Annotated in this window: 14 protein-coding genes; 11 read left to right on the top strand and 3 right to left on the bottom strand. The window is 71.0% G+C overall.

Annotated features, from left to right (window positions below; all coding sequences use genetic code 11):
* Positions 1-104 precede the first annotated feature (104 nt).
* Positions 105-1610 carry a high affinity choline transporter 1 gene (locus JFB92_RS09840; RefSeq protein ID WP_199037594.1) on the top strand — a complete coding sequence of 502 codons (1506 nt, stop codon included), beginning with the start codon at positions 105-107 and terminating at the stop codon, positions 1608-1610.
* Positions 1611-1623: 13 nt separating this feature from the next.
* Here JFB92_RS09840 and JFB92_RS09835 read toward each other — a convergent pair whose 3' ends face one another.
* From JFB92_RS09835 to JFB92_RS09825, 3 genes are all read right to left on the bottom strand, one after another.
* Entirely contained in the window at positions 1624-2604 is a 981-nt protein-coding gene (locus JFB92_RS09835; RefSeq protein ID WP_199037592.1) for an NAD(P)-dependent alcohol dehydrogenase, read from the bottom strand.
* A 68-nt stretch (positions 2605-2672) separates the two neighbouring features.
* Positions 2673-2900: a helix-turn-helix transcriptional regulator gene (locus JFB92_RS09830; protein WP_199037590.1), complete on the bottom strand. Its 228-nt coding sequence runs from the start codon at positions 2898-2900 to the stop codon at positions 2673-2675.
* Positions 2901-2922: 22 nt separating this feature from the next.
* Positions 2923-3366 carry a hypothetical protein gene (locus JFB92_RS09825; RefSeq protein ID WP_199037588.1) on the bottom strand — a complete coding sequence of 148 codons (444 nt, stop codon included), beginning with the start codon at positions 3364-3366 and terminating at the stop codon, positions 2923-2925.
* A 226-nt stretch (positions 3367-3592) separates the two neighbouring features.
* Between JFB92_RS09825 and JFB92_RS09820 the strand changes: the two genes are divergently transcribed.
* The 10 genes from JFB92_RS09820 (at position 3593) to JFB92_RS09775 (ending at position 14359) form a co-directional block, all read left to right on the top strand.
* A complete protein-coding gene (locus tag JFB92_RS09820; RefSeq protein ID WP_199037586.1) occupies positions 3593-4462 on the top strand; it encodes an urea amidolyase associated protein UAAP1 in 870 nt (289 codons plus the stop codon).
* Positions 4459-5100: an urea amidolyase associated protein UAAP2 gene (locus tag JFB92_RS09815; protein WP_199037584.1), complete on the top strand. Its 642-nt coding sequence runs from the start codon at positions 4459-4461 to the stop codon at positions 5098-5100. The genes JFB92_RS09820 and JFB92_RS09815 overlap by 4 nt, the downstream gene beginning before the upstream one ends.
* Complete coding sequence (locus tag JFB92_RS09810; RefSeq protein WP_233162834.1) at positions 5097-8612, top strand: 5-oxoprolinase/urea amidolyase family protein; 3516 nt, start codon at positions 5097-5099, stop codon at positions 8610-8612. Before JFB92_RS09815 ends, JFB92_RS09810 begins: the two co-directional genes overlap by 4 nt.
* A gap of 86 nt (positions 8613-8698) precedes the next feature.
* The gene (locus JFB92_RS09805; RefSeq protein ID WP_199037582.1) at positions 8699-9838 is read left to right on the top strand and encodes an alkaline phosphatase PhoX; all 1140 of its coding nucleotides are present in this window, start codon (positions 8699-8701) and stop codon (positions 9836-9838) included.
* Between the two features lie 99 nt (positions 9839-9937).
* Positions 9938-10915, top strand: coding sequence for an NAD(P)/FAD-dependent oxidoreductase (locus tag JFB92_RS09800; RefSeq protein ID WP_199037580.1), 978 nt, complete (start codon positions 9938-9940; stop codon positions 10913-10915).
* 21 nt (positions 10916-10936) lie between these two features.
* On the top strand, positions 10937-11905 hold the full coding sequence (locus JFB92_RS09795) for an NAD(P)H-quinone oxidoreductase (RefSeq protein WP_233162832.1): 969 nt from the start codon (positions 10937-10939) through the stop codon (positions 11903-11905).
* An 11-nt stretch (positions 11906-11916) separates the two neighbouring features.
* Complete coding sequence (locus JFB92_RS09790) at positions 11917-12357, top strand: MarR family winged helix-turn-helix transcriptional regulator (RefSeq protein ID WP_199037576.1); 441 nt, start codon at positions 11917-11919, stop codon at positions 12355-12357.
* A 72-nt stretch (positions 12358-12429) separates the two neighbouring features.
* A complete protein-coding gene (locus JFB92_RS09785) occupies positions 12430-12840 on the top strand; it encodes a hypothetical protein (protein WP_199037569.1) in 411 nt (136 codons plus the stop codon).
* A complete protein-coding gene (locus JFB92_RS09780; protein WP_199037551.1) occupies positions 12837-13184 on the top strand; it encodes a hypothetical protein in 348 nt (115 codons plus the stop codon). Before JFB92_RS09785 ends, JFB92_RS09780 begins: the two co-directional genes overlap by 4 nt.
* Complete coding sequence (locus JFB92_RS09775; RefSeq protein WP_199037549.1) at positions 13181-14359, top strand: SMP-30/gluconolactonase/LRE family protein; 1179 nt, start codon at positions 13181-13183, stop codon at positions 14357-14359. Before JFB92_RS09780 ends, JFB92_RS09775 begins: the two co-directional genes overlap by 4 nt.
* Positions 14360-14370 lie beyond the last annotated feature (11 nt).

The raw sequence follows: 14370 nt of genomic DNA, 5'->3' as shown, positions 1-14370 counted from the left end.
ATGAACGAAATAAATTCTATCGATCGATCGAAACTCTCGGAAGGTTAATTTCTGTCATTCGATAGAAATCAGCTCCCGGAAGGTTCCAGATGATACTCCTCGGTGTGGGACTCTCGATCCTCATCGTCCTGGCCATCGGACTGGCGGTCTCCCGCAAGGTCGACGGCGACTCCGGACGCTACCTCGTCGCGGGCCGCACCCTCGGCCTGCCGCTCGTCGCCGCCGGGCTCATGGCCCAGGCCGTCGACTCCAACGCCACCCTCGGCAATACCGACCTCGCCTACGGCTTCGGCTTCTGGGCCGGGGCCAGCCTGCCCATCGGCCTCGCCCTGTGCCTGGTGCTCACCGGCATCTTCTTCGCCCGCCCGATGAACGCCGCCAAGCTGCTGACCCTGCCCGACTGGTACGCCCGCCGCTACGGCCGCCCGATCGAGGTCGCCTCCTCGGTCCTGATGGTCATCGCCTACGTTGTCCTCCTGGCCGGCAACCTAGTGGCCGGAGGCTTCCTGTTCGAGCACTTCCTCGGCATCGACTACACGATAGGAGTCCTCCTCATCGTGGCCGTCGTCCTCACCTACACCGTCGCCGGCGGCATGTTCGCCGACGCCTACACCGCCGCCGCCCAGATGGCCATCACCCTGGTCGCCACCGCCGCCCTGTTCATCTGGGTCGCCGCCACCCACGGCATCTCCGTGCCCGAGGGCATGGGCGCCTTCGACCTCGACCAGCTCACCACCACCGCCGGAGGCGGGCCGATCAACTGGGCCGCCCTCATCGCCCTCGGCGTCGGCGACATCGTCGCCATCGACTTCATGCAGCGCATCTTCGCGGCCAAGAACCCGAACACGGCCCGCCGCGCCTGTTTCCTCGGCGCCGCCGGGACCCTCTTGGTCGGCATCCCCTTCACCTACGTCGCCCTGTCGGCGGTCGACATCGTCGGGGCCGAAGGCGGCGGCGAAGCGGTCCTGTTCACCCTGCTCGACGAGCACGCCCCGACCGCGCTGGCGATGGCGGTCCTGGCCGCGATCGTGGCCGCCTCCTGCTCAACGGCCAACGGCGCCATCCTCGGCACCGGGGCGGTGGTGGCCCGCAACATCGCCGGGATCAAGAACACCGAGGACGGCAAGCTGCCGGGCTTGCGGATCTTCGGCGCCGGCCGCGATCCACTCCTGCGGGCGAGCCGCTGGGCCATGTTCCCGATCGTGCTCCTGTCGATCCTGATGGCCGTGCGGGTCCCGCAGACCGGCATCCTGCTGACGCTCGCCTTCGACCTCATGCTCGCGGGGCTGGCGGTGCCGTTCATCCTCGGCCACTGGTGGAAGCGCGGCGGCGCCCACGCCGCCGCCGTGGCGATGGCGGTCGGCACCGGGATGCGACTGGCCCTGTTCGCGGTGACCCCGACGATCTACGGCGCGCCCAACGACCTGCTCTACCTCGACAACGACACCGTCACGGCCGCCTTCGACGGGTGGCCGACCTTCATCGCCGTCGCCGCCGGACTGGTCGCCTACGCGGTCACCGCCGCGCTCCGCCCGGCCAGGGCCGCCGCACAGGCGCCGGTACCGGCTGCCGCTGAGTCGGAGCGGGTCGCGGTCGGCGCCGAGGACTGACTCGGGCCCGCGCTCACTCGCCGGTCCCGATCGTGATGACGGTCTTGCCGCGGGCGTGCCCCTCGGCCCAGCGCCGCAGCGCCTCGGGCACCTCTTCGAGCGGGTAGGACCGGCCGATGACCGGCGAGAGCCGGCCGTCGGCCATGTATTCCGCCAGCGCCTCGAGGTCGGCCCGCTCCTCCGTGGAGAGGAACAGCGGCATCCGGTGACCGGTGAGCGGCGCGAGCAGCGCGGAGCCCATGGACCGCTGGAGGCCGCCGAGCCACTGGCCGCCGGTCTCCGACCCGACGATGACCAGGGTTCCCCGCGGCGCGAGGGCCCTGCGCAGCGCCCGCACCGACCGGTGCCCGGCGGTGTCGACGATGGCGTCGTACGGGTCGGGGGTGGCGGTGAAGTCCTCGCGCGGGTAGTCGACGACGTGGTCGGCGCCCAGGGATCGGACCAGATCGGTCTTATCCGTGCCGCACACGCCGGTGACCTCGGCGCCCATGATCTTCGCGATCTGGACGGCGAAGGTGCCCACGCCGCCTCCGGCGCCGATGACGGCGACGCGGTCGCCGGGGCCGATCCTCGCCTTGTCCCGCAGCGCCTGGAGGGCCGTCAGGCCGGAGACGGGCGCCGCCCCCGCCGCGGCGAAGCCGACCCGGTCGGGCTTGCGGGCGAGGCGGGAGACGGGGGCGCGGGCGTATTCGGCGAAGGTGCCCCATCCGGTCCCGAACACGGCGTCCCCGACACCGAATTCGGTGACGCCCTCGCCGACCTCGACCACGCGGCCGGCCAGGTCGCGGCCGGCGACCGGGTGCCGTGGCCGCCCGAGGCCGGTGCCGAGCCGGACGACGCGCGGCATCCCGGCGACCAGGTGCCAGACCTCGGGGCCGAGCCCGGCCGCCTCGACCTGGACGAGGACTTCACCGGAGCGGGCCGCCGGGCGGTCGACCTCGTCGGTCCGCAGCACTTCGGGCGGTCCGTATATGTCTTGGACGATGGCTTTCATGGGGGCTCCTCGGTTGCAGATGCGGGGGTGAAGGGCCGGCGGTCCTCGGACGGCCGCTTCGTCGCTGGTCAGTCCCCTATAGACTCGTCGTATCCGAAGACCTCGTCGAGCGGGACTTTGAAGACCCTGGCGATCTGGAAGGCCATCTCCAGCGAGGGGGAGTAGCGGCCCTGCTCGATCGCGATGACCGTCTGGCGGGTGACGTCGATGCGGTCCGCGAGCTGCGCCTGGGTCATCTCGCCGTTGGCGAAGCGAAGCGCCCGGATGTTGTTGGTGACTTTCGTCCGTTTGGCCACAGTATGTATCCTCGTCGATGCCTTAGAATCCCCGCCGGTAGCCCACGATCTTGACCACGGACTCGACTATCGCCGACAGGCAGTAGGCAAGATAGATCGCGTTGGCGATCCAGAAGTAGGAGACCTCGAACATCACCAGGGTGAACGGGCCGAGGAACGCGATCGCCAAGACCATGAAGCCGATGCGCTCGCCGTGCCGGGCGATGAGGGTGTCCCGCTCGTCGCGGCGGTCCCGGCCCTTGCGGGGCTGCGGGGCGAAGAACATGTTGAGGACGATGGAGGCGCCGATGGCGACGAGCAGCGGCTTCTGGAAGCCGATCTCGTCGACCGGTGTGTCCGCCAACTGGACGAGCATGTACACGACATATGCCGAGATCACCACGACCGCCGTGGCGAGATAGCCCCACGTGTAGCGCTCGCCGTACGGCAGGGCGGGCTCGCCGGGGGATTCGGGACTACCGCTCATGACGGCGCGACCTCCGTGTGTCGAAGCTGGTTCATGCTCCAAGAGTAAAACAGATCTGACATCATGTCAAGAATATTTTACATTCATGCGTGGGTGGGGCTCACCGACGGCGCCGCGGAAGGCGGGCCGGGGTCGAAACCGGCCCGAAACCAGGGATTCACGCCGCCGAACGCTTTCGACGGTAGTTTCTATCAAATGATAGAAATTCGATCGAGCGGAGGTCGACGTGACCGGATCAGCTAGCGCACAGGCCGACACGCCCGAGGACTCGGCAACCGCCACCACCTACGCCGCCCGCGACCACGCGCGCGCCCAAGAGTCCGCCGCCACCGTCGCCGACCGGTCCTGGGTCCCGGCCGACACCTTCCCGGACACCACGGACCACCCGGAGGGCCAACGGCTCGTCTGGGCCGAGACCGTCGCCGGAGGCGGGTACGCGCACAAGGTCCTCGCCCCCGGCGCCGTCGTCGAACTGACCGACCTCGAAGGCGAGTCCTGTGCCCAGCTCGCCCTGTTCTGGGCCGGGCGCCCCTGGGAACGGCTCTGCGTGGCCGACACCGTCAAGGTCCAGTGGAACGCCTACCTCGGCGCCGGGGCGCTCCTCCTCAGCGACCAGGGGCGCGCGCTGGCCAGTCTCGACCTCGACGAGTCCGGCCGCCACGACACCTTCTGCGGTGCCGCCACCGCCGAGCAGAACCGCGAGCGCTTCGGCGACGGCGAGCCCTGGTCGGCCACTCCGGCCGCCCGCGAACTGCTCAAACTCGCCGCCGCCAAGAACGACCTGGCCCCCCGCGACCTCCCGCCGACGGTGAGCCTGTTCAAGGGCGTCAAGGCCGACCCCGACGGCCGCCTCCGGTGGACCGGCGGGGCCGGGGCCGGGGCGAGGGTCCGCATCCGGGCCGAGGCCCCTTTGCTGGTCATGCTCGCCAACACCCCGCACCCGCTGGATCCGAGGGAGGACTACACGGTCTCCAGCCTGCGCGTCCTCGCCTGGAAGGACCGGCCCACCGCCCCCGACGACCCGCTGTGGGAATCCACACCGGAGATCCGCCGCGCCCTGTCCAACACCGCCGAGTTCCTGGGAGCCGCAGCATGAGCGCCGAGACCGTCAGCGAAACCGTCGTACCCGCACGCGCGCCCTGGTCCGGCCTCGTACGAGCCGGGCAGTTCCTGTCGATCGTCGACCTCGGCGGCAACCAGGCCGTCGACTTCCTCCTCTACGACGCCGCCGACACCGACCTGCGCTACAGCGCCCAGAACACCGTCGCCGCGGCCGGGGCGCTGTTCCTGACCACCGGCTCGGTCCTGCGCGACGTCGAGCACCGTCCGATGGCGACCGTCACCGCCGACGACTGCGGCCGCCACGACACCATCGGCGGCGCCTGCTCCAAGGAGTCCAACACCCTCCGCTACGGCCACCAGGCCTGGGGCCAGCACGCATGCGTCGAGAACTTCCTCCACGAAGGAGCCCGCTGGGGCCTGGGCAAACGCGACTTGACCGGCAACGTCAACTGGTTCATGAACGTGCCGGTCGAGGACGACGGATGCCTGGGCATCGTCGACGGCCTCTCCGCGCCCGGTCTCCAGGTGACCATGCGCGCCGAGCGGGACCTGATCGCGCTGATCTCCAACTGCCCCCAGATCAACAACCCCTGCAACGCCTTCGACCCCACACCGGTCAAAGCGGTCGTGACCGCGGCGGACCGCGCCACCGAGGGCGGTGGGCGGGCTTGACCTTCGGCACGCTCCTGGTGGCCAACCGCGGCGAGATCGCCGTGCGCGTGATCGCCACCGCCAAACGCATGGGCCTGGAGACCGTCGCCGTGTACTCCGACGCCGACCGAGGCTCGGCCCACGTCGACGCCGCCGACCGGGCCGTCCGCATCGGCGGCCCCGCGCCGGCCGACTCCTACCTGCGGACCGAGGCCGTCCTCGAGGCCGCCGCCGCGACCGGGGCCGGGGCGATCCACCCCGGCTACGGCTTCCTGTCCGAGAACGCCGCCTTCGCCGAGGCGGTCGAGGCGGCGGGCCTCGCCTTCGTCGGTCCCTCCCCCGAACACCTGGAGCTGTTCGGCGCCAAGCACACCGCACGCGCCGCGGCCGAGGACGCCGGGGTCCCGCTCATGCTCGGCACCGGCCTGCTCGCGGGCCTCGAAGCGGCCCTGGCCGAGGCCGACCGCATCGGCTACCCGGTCATGCTCAAGGCCACCGGGGGCGGCGGCGGGATCGGCATGCGGCCCGCCGCGAACCCCGAGGAGCTGCGCGAGGCGTGGGACGGGGTGCGGCGGGTGGCCGAGACCGGGTTCGGCCACGCCGGGCTGTTCCTGGAGCGGCAGGTTCGGCGCGCCCGGCACGTCGAGGCCCAGGTCTTCGGCGACGGGCGCGGCGAGGTCGCCGTCATCGGGGACCGCGACTGCTCGCTGCAGCGCCGGAACCAGAAGGTGATCGAGGAGGCCCCGGCGCCGGACCTCCCCGCGCGCCTGCGGCGGTCCATGCACGAGGCCGCCAGGCGTCTGTGCGCCTCGGTGGGATACCGCTCGGCCGGGACCGTGGAGTTCCTCTACGACACCGAGCGCGACGAGGTGTCGTTCCTGGAGGTCAATACGCGGCTCCAGGTGGAGCACCCGGTCACCGAGGCCGTGTTCGGCATCGACCTGGTCGAGTGGATGATCCGACTCGCAAAAGAAGATATATCGATGATGAGGTATTTGCTGGAGCCGAGCGGTCACGCCATCCAGACCCGCCTCTACGCCGAAGACCCCAGCGAGCACCACCGGCCCTCCACCGGCATCGTCACGCACCTGCGCCTGCCCGAGCGGATCCGGATCGACACCTGGATCGAACCGGGCACCGAGATCGGACCGCACTACGACCCCATGATCGCCAAGCTCATCGCGCACGGCCCGGACCGGCGCGCGGCGATCGACTCGGCCTCGCGCGCACTCGCCGAGCTCGAGATCGCGGGCGTCGAGACCAACCAGGGCCAACTCGCCGCCGCACTGGCCTGCGAGGGTTTCACCGAGGCCCGGCACACCACCGCGACGCTCGCCGACGTGGCCGATCCGCGCCCGCGCATCGACGTGCTCTCCGGCGGCACCCAGACGACGATCCAGGACTGGCCGGGACGCGTGGGGTACTGGCAGGTCGGCCTGCCCCCGTCCGGCCCGATGGACGACCGCTCCTTCCGGCTGGGCAACCTGGCCCTGGGCAATCCCGAGGGGGCGCCCGGACTGGAGTGCGTCGCCCAGGGGCCGCGGCTGCGGTTCGGCGCCGAGACGACGGTGTGCGTGACCGGCGCCCCCGCCGAGGTGACCGTGGACGGCGCTCCGGTGCCGCAATGGGAGGCGGTGACGGTCCGGGCCGGGGGGGAGCTGTCGGTGTCCGCGCCCGAGGAGACCGGCCTGCGGACCTACGTGCTGTTCCGAGGTGGATTGGACGCCCCGGCATACCTGGGATCGGCCGCGACCTTCACGCTGGGGCAAATCGGGGGAACCACCGGCGCGGCGCTACGGACAGCGGACGTGCTGCGCCCGGCCGATCCGGTCGGTGAAACCGAACCCGAATGGCGCGGACGGGTGCCCGAATCGCGGCGGCCCCGGTTCTCCAACGACTGGGAGCTGCCGGTCGTCGAAGGACCGCACGCCGCCCCGGACTTCTTCACGCCCGAGGACATGGCCGAGTTCTACTCCGCGGCCTGGGAGGTCCACTTCAACTCCGCGCGAACGGGTGTGCGCCTGATCGGTCCCAGGCCCCGGTGGGCCCGTGAGGACGGCGGCGAGGCCGGGCTCCACCCCTCGAACATCCACGACAACGCCTACGCGATCGGCGCGGTCGACTTCACCGGCGACATGCCCGTCCTGCTCGGCCCCGACGGGCCGAGCCTCGGCGGATTCGTATGCCCGGCCACGGTGGTCGCATCCGAGCGCTGGCGTCTCGGCCAGCTACGGCCCGGCGACACGGTGCGCTTCGGGCGGGTCGACGACGTGCCCGCCGTCCTCGCCGAGCTCCCGGCCGGGGACGACCGCCCCGAGGCCGTCTACCGGCGCTCCGGCGACGACAACGTCCTGGTCGAATACGGCCCTCACACCCTCGACCTGGCGCTGCGGATGCGCGTCCACGCGCTCGCCGAGGCCGTCGACGCGCGTCTCGGCGAGGACCTGGTCGACCTCACCCCCGGTGTGCGGAGCCTCCAGATCCACTTCGACGCGAACCGCATCGGGCAGCGCGAGGTCGTCGACCTCCTGGCGGAGACCGAGGCGGACCTGCCGTCCACGGCGGAGCTGGTCGTGCCCAGCCGCGAGGTGCGGTTGCCGCTGTCGTGGGACGACCCGTCCACCAGGGAGGCGATCGACCGGTACATGAACGGTGTGCGCGACGACGCGCCCTGGTGCCCGTGGAACATCGAGTTCATCCGGCGCATGAACGGCCTGGACGATGTGGGCGCGGTGCGTCGGATCGTGTTCGACGCCGAGTACATGGTGCTCGGGCTCGGAGACGTCTACCTCGGCGCTCCGGTCGCCACGCCGCTTGATCCGCGCCACCGCCTGGTGACGACCAAGTACAACCCGGCCCGGACCTGGACTCCGCAGAACGCGGTCGGGATCGGCGGGGCGTACCTGTGCGTCTACGGCATGGAGGGGCCCGGCGGTTACCAGTTCGTGGGCCGGACGGTGCAGGTGTGGAACACCCACCGGCAGCGGGGCGCGTTCGAGGCGGGCAAGCCGTGGCTGCTGCGGTTCTTCGACCGGATCCGTTGGTATCCGGTCTCCTCCGAGGAGCTGGGGGAGCTGCGGGCGGAGTCGGCCGCCGGGCGGTTCACGCCCGAGATCGTCGACGGCGAGTTCCGGTACGGCGACTACCGCGCCTTCCTGGACCGGGAGGCGGCCGGGATCGCCGCGTTCAAGTCGCGGCAGTCGGCGGCGTTCGCCGCCGAGCGGGCCGCCTGGGAGGCCTCGGGCGAGTTCGACCGCCAGCAGGCCGAGCCGCCCGCGGCCGGAGCCTCGGCGATCGAGGCTCCGCCCGGGGGAGCGGTCGTCGAGTCGCCGCTGGCGGCGGCGGTCTGGAAGGTCGCCGTTGAGCCCGGCCAGGACGTGGAGGCGGGGCAGACGCTGTTCGTGCTGGAGGCGATGAAGATGGAGACTCCGGTGCTCGCGCCGCAGGCGGGCCGGGTCCTGAAGGTCCTGGCCGAAGCGGGGGGCCAGGTCGCGCCAGGCGCCGCGCTGGCGGTCTTGGACCCGCCCCGCTAGATGCCGGGACCGGGAACGGTGGCGGCGTTTCGGCGCCTCGGTGTGGTACTCATGAGCTGCAGCTACGTTGGCAAAGGAACGCATCGATGGATCGACGTGAAATCTTCCGCGCAGCGGTGATCGGCGTCGGCTCGGTGGCGCTGGGATTCACCATGACCCGGTCGTCACTGGCCGTCCCGACCGAATCCCGGCCCAGCCGCTACGGTCGGATGCTCCCCGCCGACGACAACGGCCTGCGGCTGCCTGAAGGCTTCACCTCACGCGCCGTCGCCCGCACCGGCAAGGCCGTCGGCGAGACCGGCCACCGCTGGCACGGCGCCCCCGACGGCGGGGCCTGCTTCCCCGACGGAGACGGCTGGATCTACGTCTCCAACTCCGAACTCGACGGCCCGGGCGGCGGCGCCGGGGCGATCCGGTTCGACTCCGGCGGGGCGATCGTCGACTCCTACACGATCTTGGAGGGCACCCGCCGCAACTGCGCCGGAGGGCCGACCCCGTGGCGCTCCTGGCTCTCCTGCGAGGAGATCGACCGCGGCTTCGTCTACGAGACCGACCCCTACGGCGAGGACGAGGCCGAGCGCCGCCCCGCTATGGGCCGGTTCGCGCACGAGGCCGCCGCCTGCGACCCCGACAGGAAGGTCGTCTACCTGACCGAGGACAAGTCCAAGGGGTGCTTCTACCGGTTCGTGCCCGACACGTGGGGCGACCTGTCCTCGGGAACCCTCCAGGTCCTGGCCGAGCACGGCTCCGGCCTGGAATGGGCCGACGTCCCCGACCCGCTGGCCCGCCGCGAGCAGACCCGCGACCAGGTGCCGCACGCGAAGGACTTCGACGGCGGCGAGGGCTGCTGCTACGCGGACGGGATCTGCTTCTTCACCACCAAGGGCGACAACCGGGTATGGGCCTACCACGCCGAGGACGAGCGGCTGGAGAAGCTCTATGAGGAGCGCTTCCCGCTCCGAGGGGTCGACAACGTGACTGTCTCCGAGGACACCGGGGACCTGTTCGTCGCCGAAGACGGCGACAACATGGAGATCTGCGTGCTCGGCCCCGACCGGTCCGCAGCGGCGTTCCTGCGGGTGGTCGGCCACGCGGGCTCGGAGATCACCGGTCCGGCCTTCGACCCGGCCGGTCGCCGACTCTACTTCTCGTCCCAGCGCGGCCGTCAGGACCGCAACAGCGACGGCTACACCTTCGAGGTCGCCGGCCCGTTCCGGTCCGCGTGAGGGCGGTTCCGCCGAGGGAGCATCCGCGCCGCTCCCGAACGTCCGCACCTGTGGCTACCATGTGGGTCAGGTATCCCTCAACGGAGTCGGTGACAGCGAATGCCCGATAAGACAGTCGACCTCGCCATCATCGGAGCCGGCCCCACGGGGCTCTACGCGGCCTACTACGCCGGGTTCCGAGGTCTGTCGACCCTGGTCGCCGACGCCCTGCCCGAACCGGGCGGGCAGGTCACGGCCATGTACCCGGAGAAGATGATCTTCGACGTGGGCGGCTTCCCCGAGATCAAGGGCCGCGACCTGGTCGAGAACCTGGTGCGCCAGGCCGCCCAGTACGAACCTCAGTACCTGTTGGGACGCCGCGCCGAGAAGCTCGAGTACACCGACTCCTCACCGGTCCTGGAATTCGACGACGGCACCCGCGTCGCCTGCGGCGCCGTGCTCATCACCGGCGGCATCGGCAGCTTCACGTCCCGGCCGCTCCCGGCCGCCGACGTCTTCGAAGGCGAGGGTGTGGTCTACTTCGTGCCCGAGCTGGCGGCCCACACCGGACATCACGTGGTCGTGGTCGGCGGCGGCGACTCGGCCTTCGACTGGGCCCTGGCCCTGCATCCGCTCGCGGCCTCGGTCACCCTCGTCCACCGCCGCGAGAAGTTCCGCGCCCATCCCGGAAGCATCGACCGCGTCCGCGGGCTCGGGGTGCCGATCATCGTCAACGCGCAGGTCACCGGCCTCCACGGCGGCGAACGCGTCACCGAGGTCGACATCGAGGTCAAGGGGGAGGACCGGCCGCGGCGGCTCCCGGCCGACACGGTCGTGGCCGCCCTCGGCTTCACCGCCGACCTGGGGCCGATGACCGACTGGGGCCTGAAGATCGACAAGCGCGCGATCCAGGTCGACTCCACGATGGCCACCACGCTGCCGCGCGTGTTCGCCGCCGGTGACATCGCCGCCTACCCGGGCAAGGTCAAGCTCATCGCCACCGGATTCGGCGAGGCCGCCACCGCCGTCAACAACGCCGCGGTCACCATAGACCCCGAAGCCCGACTCTTTCCTGGACACTCAAGTGAGGGCACTTGAGATTGTCCTAGGATGCCCCTCATGCTTGCCATGACCGTCTCCGACGGGCAGTTGGTCCCCGACAACGTGCCCGATCCCGAGCCTAGCCCCGAGCAGGTCCTCATAGAAGTCGCCGCCGCCGGTGTCAACCGCGCCGACCTGCTCCAGGTGGCCGGCCACTATCCGCCCCCGCCGGGCGCCCCCGCCTGGCCCGGCCTCGAAGTCTCCGGCACGATCGTCGCCGTCGGCAGCGACGAGGACTCCAGCCTCGTCGGCTCCGAAGTGTGCGCGCTGCTGCCCGGCGGCGGCTACGCCGAACTGGTCGCCGTCGACGCCGGACTGATGCTGCCCAAACCCGACGGCGTCGACCTGGTCGACGCGGCCGCGCTGCCCGAGGCCGCCGCGACCGTCCACTCCAACCTCTCCTACCTCGTCGGGCCGAAGACGGCCGACTTCGCGCCCAGGGTGCTGATCCACGGCGGCGCCGGAGGCGTCGGCACCTTCGCGATCCAGTACGCCAAGCAGCTCATCGGCGCCGAAGTCTGGACCACCGCCCGCGCCGAGTCCACCGAGCGGCTCGAAGAACTCGGCGCCGACCGGGTCCTGGACTACCGTGAGGACGACTTCGCCGCCGAGATGCAGGCCGCGGGCGGCGCCAGGGCCGTCCTCGACCACATCGGAGCGGCCTACCTCGACGACAACCTCAAGGCCCTTGGAGTCGACGGACGCCTCACCGTCATCGGCCTCCAGAAGGGCCGCACCGCCGAGCTCGACCTGGCCCGCCTGATGTCCAAGCGCCAGAGCATCACCGGCACCATGCTGCGCAGCCGCCCGATCGAGCAGCGCCGCCAGATCATCGGCGAGGTCTTCGCGGACGTCTGGCCGGTCATCGACGAGGGCCGGATCAAGCCCGTGGCCACCACCCGCGTGCCCCTCGACCAGGCGGGCGACGCCCACCGCACCATGGACGCCGGAGGCCACTTCGGCAAGATCGTGCTCACCAAGGACTAGGCTTGGCCACCGTGAACTCTGAGGAGAGGTTCGGCGACGCGACCGGCTTCCTGCTGCACCGGCTCGGCATCGGCGCCGGACGCGTCATCGAGCGCACCCTCCGGCCGCTCGGCCTGCGCGGCAGGGAGCTGCGCGTGCTCGGCATCGTCGTCGACTCCGGGGGCCGTTCGCAGCGCGAACTGGTGGTCTCGAGCGGTCTGGACCGGACGACGATGGTCGGCGTCGTCGACCGCCTCGAGGACCTCGGTCTGGTCGAGCGCCGCAGCGACTCCGGCGACCGCCGCAAGCAGGCGGTGGTCGCCACCGACGAGGGAAGGTCGGCCTTCGACGAGGCGGCCGCTCTGCTGGCCGAGGCCGAGGCCGAGTTCGTCTCGCCCCTGTCGGCCGAACGGCAGCGCCTGCTCAACGAGCTGCTGAAGGAGTTGTTCGCCGAGCGCAGACCCGACTGCTGAACGAACCCGTTCGCCCCGATCACTTTCGTCAGCTATCCTGATCGTCAGGACTACTGACGAAAGTGGGCTCCCATGCCGCCACCCCGCCGCCTCGAACTGACGATCCGGATCGCGCTCATCCTCATGGGCGCCATCACCGCCACCCCGGCCCTCGCCCTCATCGACACCTATGCGCTCGAAGTGACCTACCAGGTCACCGACTCCGGGCCGATGGAGGTCGCGCTCCTGCAACACCGCGGCATGCTGCAACTCGTGCTCGGCGCCGCACTGGTGTGGGCCGCGTTCTTCCCGCCGGCCAGGATTGCCGCGGCCGCCGCCGCGATCACCACCAAGGCCACCTTCCTCGCGCTCATCCTGCCCGATCCCGAGCTGCGAGGCGATCTCGCGCTGTTCAGCACCGTATTCGACCTCACGTGCATCGTGATCCTGACCGGGCTGGCGGCGCACCGGTTCGCCGGCGGCCGCCGGGAGGCGCGGGCATGATCCTCGCCGTCGCCCGAGCCCTGGCCTTCGCCGTCAGCCTGCCGACCTTCGCGCTCCTCATAGCCGCCGACCACTGGCGGCTCGACCACTTGTTCTTCGTGCCCGATCTCATCCTGTGCGCGGCGCTCGTGGTCTCGGCGGTGCTGCCGCGGCGGATCGCCCGCCCCGCCCTCGCCGTCTCCTTCGGATTCGCGGCCGGAGTCATCACGACCGCCGTGTTCTCCTACGTCGCGCGCGAAGCGATCGATGAGGGCCTGCTCACCGTCCTCACGGCCCTGGCATGCGCGGCCGCGGCGATCACCCTCGCCCGGCCGGGACCGACCGAACGTGAGGTGCGGGCATGAGCGAGGCGGACGGTCCGGCCGCGGACGCGCCGGATCGGGCGCGGCACCGGACCGGTGCGAAGACCCGGCGCCGGGCCCGGAAGATCATTGCGAGCACCGCGGCCGCGGTGCTCCTCCTGCCGGTCGTGGCCGTCGGCGCGTTCCTGCTCATCGTTTCGCCGCCGGTCGAGCCGTTCGAACCGCGAACCTGGTCGCCGGAGCGGGCCGACCACGTCGAGGGCATCGACATCGGCGCCTCGGTGAGCGATCTGTCGGCCGAGACGCTCGCAGGCCCCGAGGACATCGCGGTCGACCGGACGGGCATGGTCTACACCGGAACGATCGACGGCCTGATCGTCCGCATCGACCCCGCCACCGGCGCGAGCGAGGAGTACGCCGACGTGGGCGGCAGGCCCCTCGGATTGGCATTCGACGCCGCGGGCGACCTCATCGTCGCCAACCACGGTCTCGGACTCCAATCCGTTTCGCCATGCGGAGAGGTGCGGCTGCTGACCGGCACCGCCGGCGGCGAGCCGGTGCTGGCCGCCAACGACCTCGACATCGCCTCCGACGGCGTCGTGTACTTCACCGACTCGAACCGCAAGTACAACAGCACCACTCTCGGGGAGCGGACCTCGTACTCCCTCTACGACTTCCTCGAAGGACGGCCGCTCGGGCGACTGCTGTCCTACGACCCCGCCACCGAGGACACCGAGGTCGTCTCCGACGACCTCTACTTCCCCAACGGGGTCGTGCTCGACGCCGAAGAGACCGCCGTCCTGGTGGGCGAGTCGACCAGATTCCGCATCAGCCGCCATTGGATCGCCGGGCCCGAGGCCGGAAGCAGCGACGTCCTCGCCGACGACCTCCCGGGGATCTCCGACGGATTCGGCCGCGACGAGCGGGGCGGCCTGATCCTATCGGTCTACGGACGCATCGACGTCCTGGAGGATTTCGTCCTGCCCAGCCGGCTCGCGCGTGAGATCGCCGTGCGCCTCCCCGAGGACGTTCTACTCGGCGAGCCGCTGACCGGCTCCGTCCTGTCCCTGAGCGAGGACGGCGTCATCACGGAGCGGTACTCGGGGCTCGACCCGGCGGCCACGAACGTCGTTCCCCACGAAGGTGAGTGGATCATCGGGTCGCTCGTCGGCGAGCCGGTGCGCGTCCTGCCCTCCCCGCTGGGAACCGGCGGCTGACCTCGTGAGGC

Source organism: Glycomyces salinus, assembly GCF_016428645.1.
GTDB classification, from domain to species: domain Bacteria; phylum Actinomycetota; class Actinomycetes; order Mycobacteriales; family Micromonosporaceae; genus Glycomyces; species Glycomyces salinus.
Note: the sequence above shows the minus strand (reverse complement) of the source record. Positions and strands in the feature narration are given on the sequence as shown.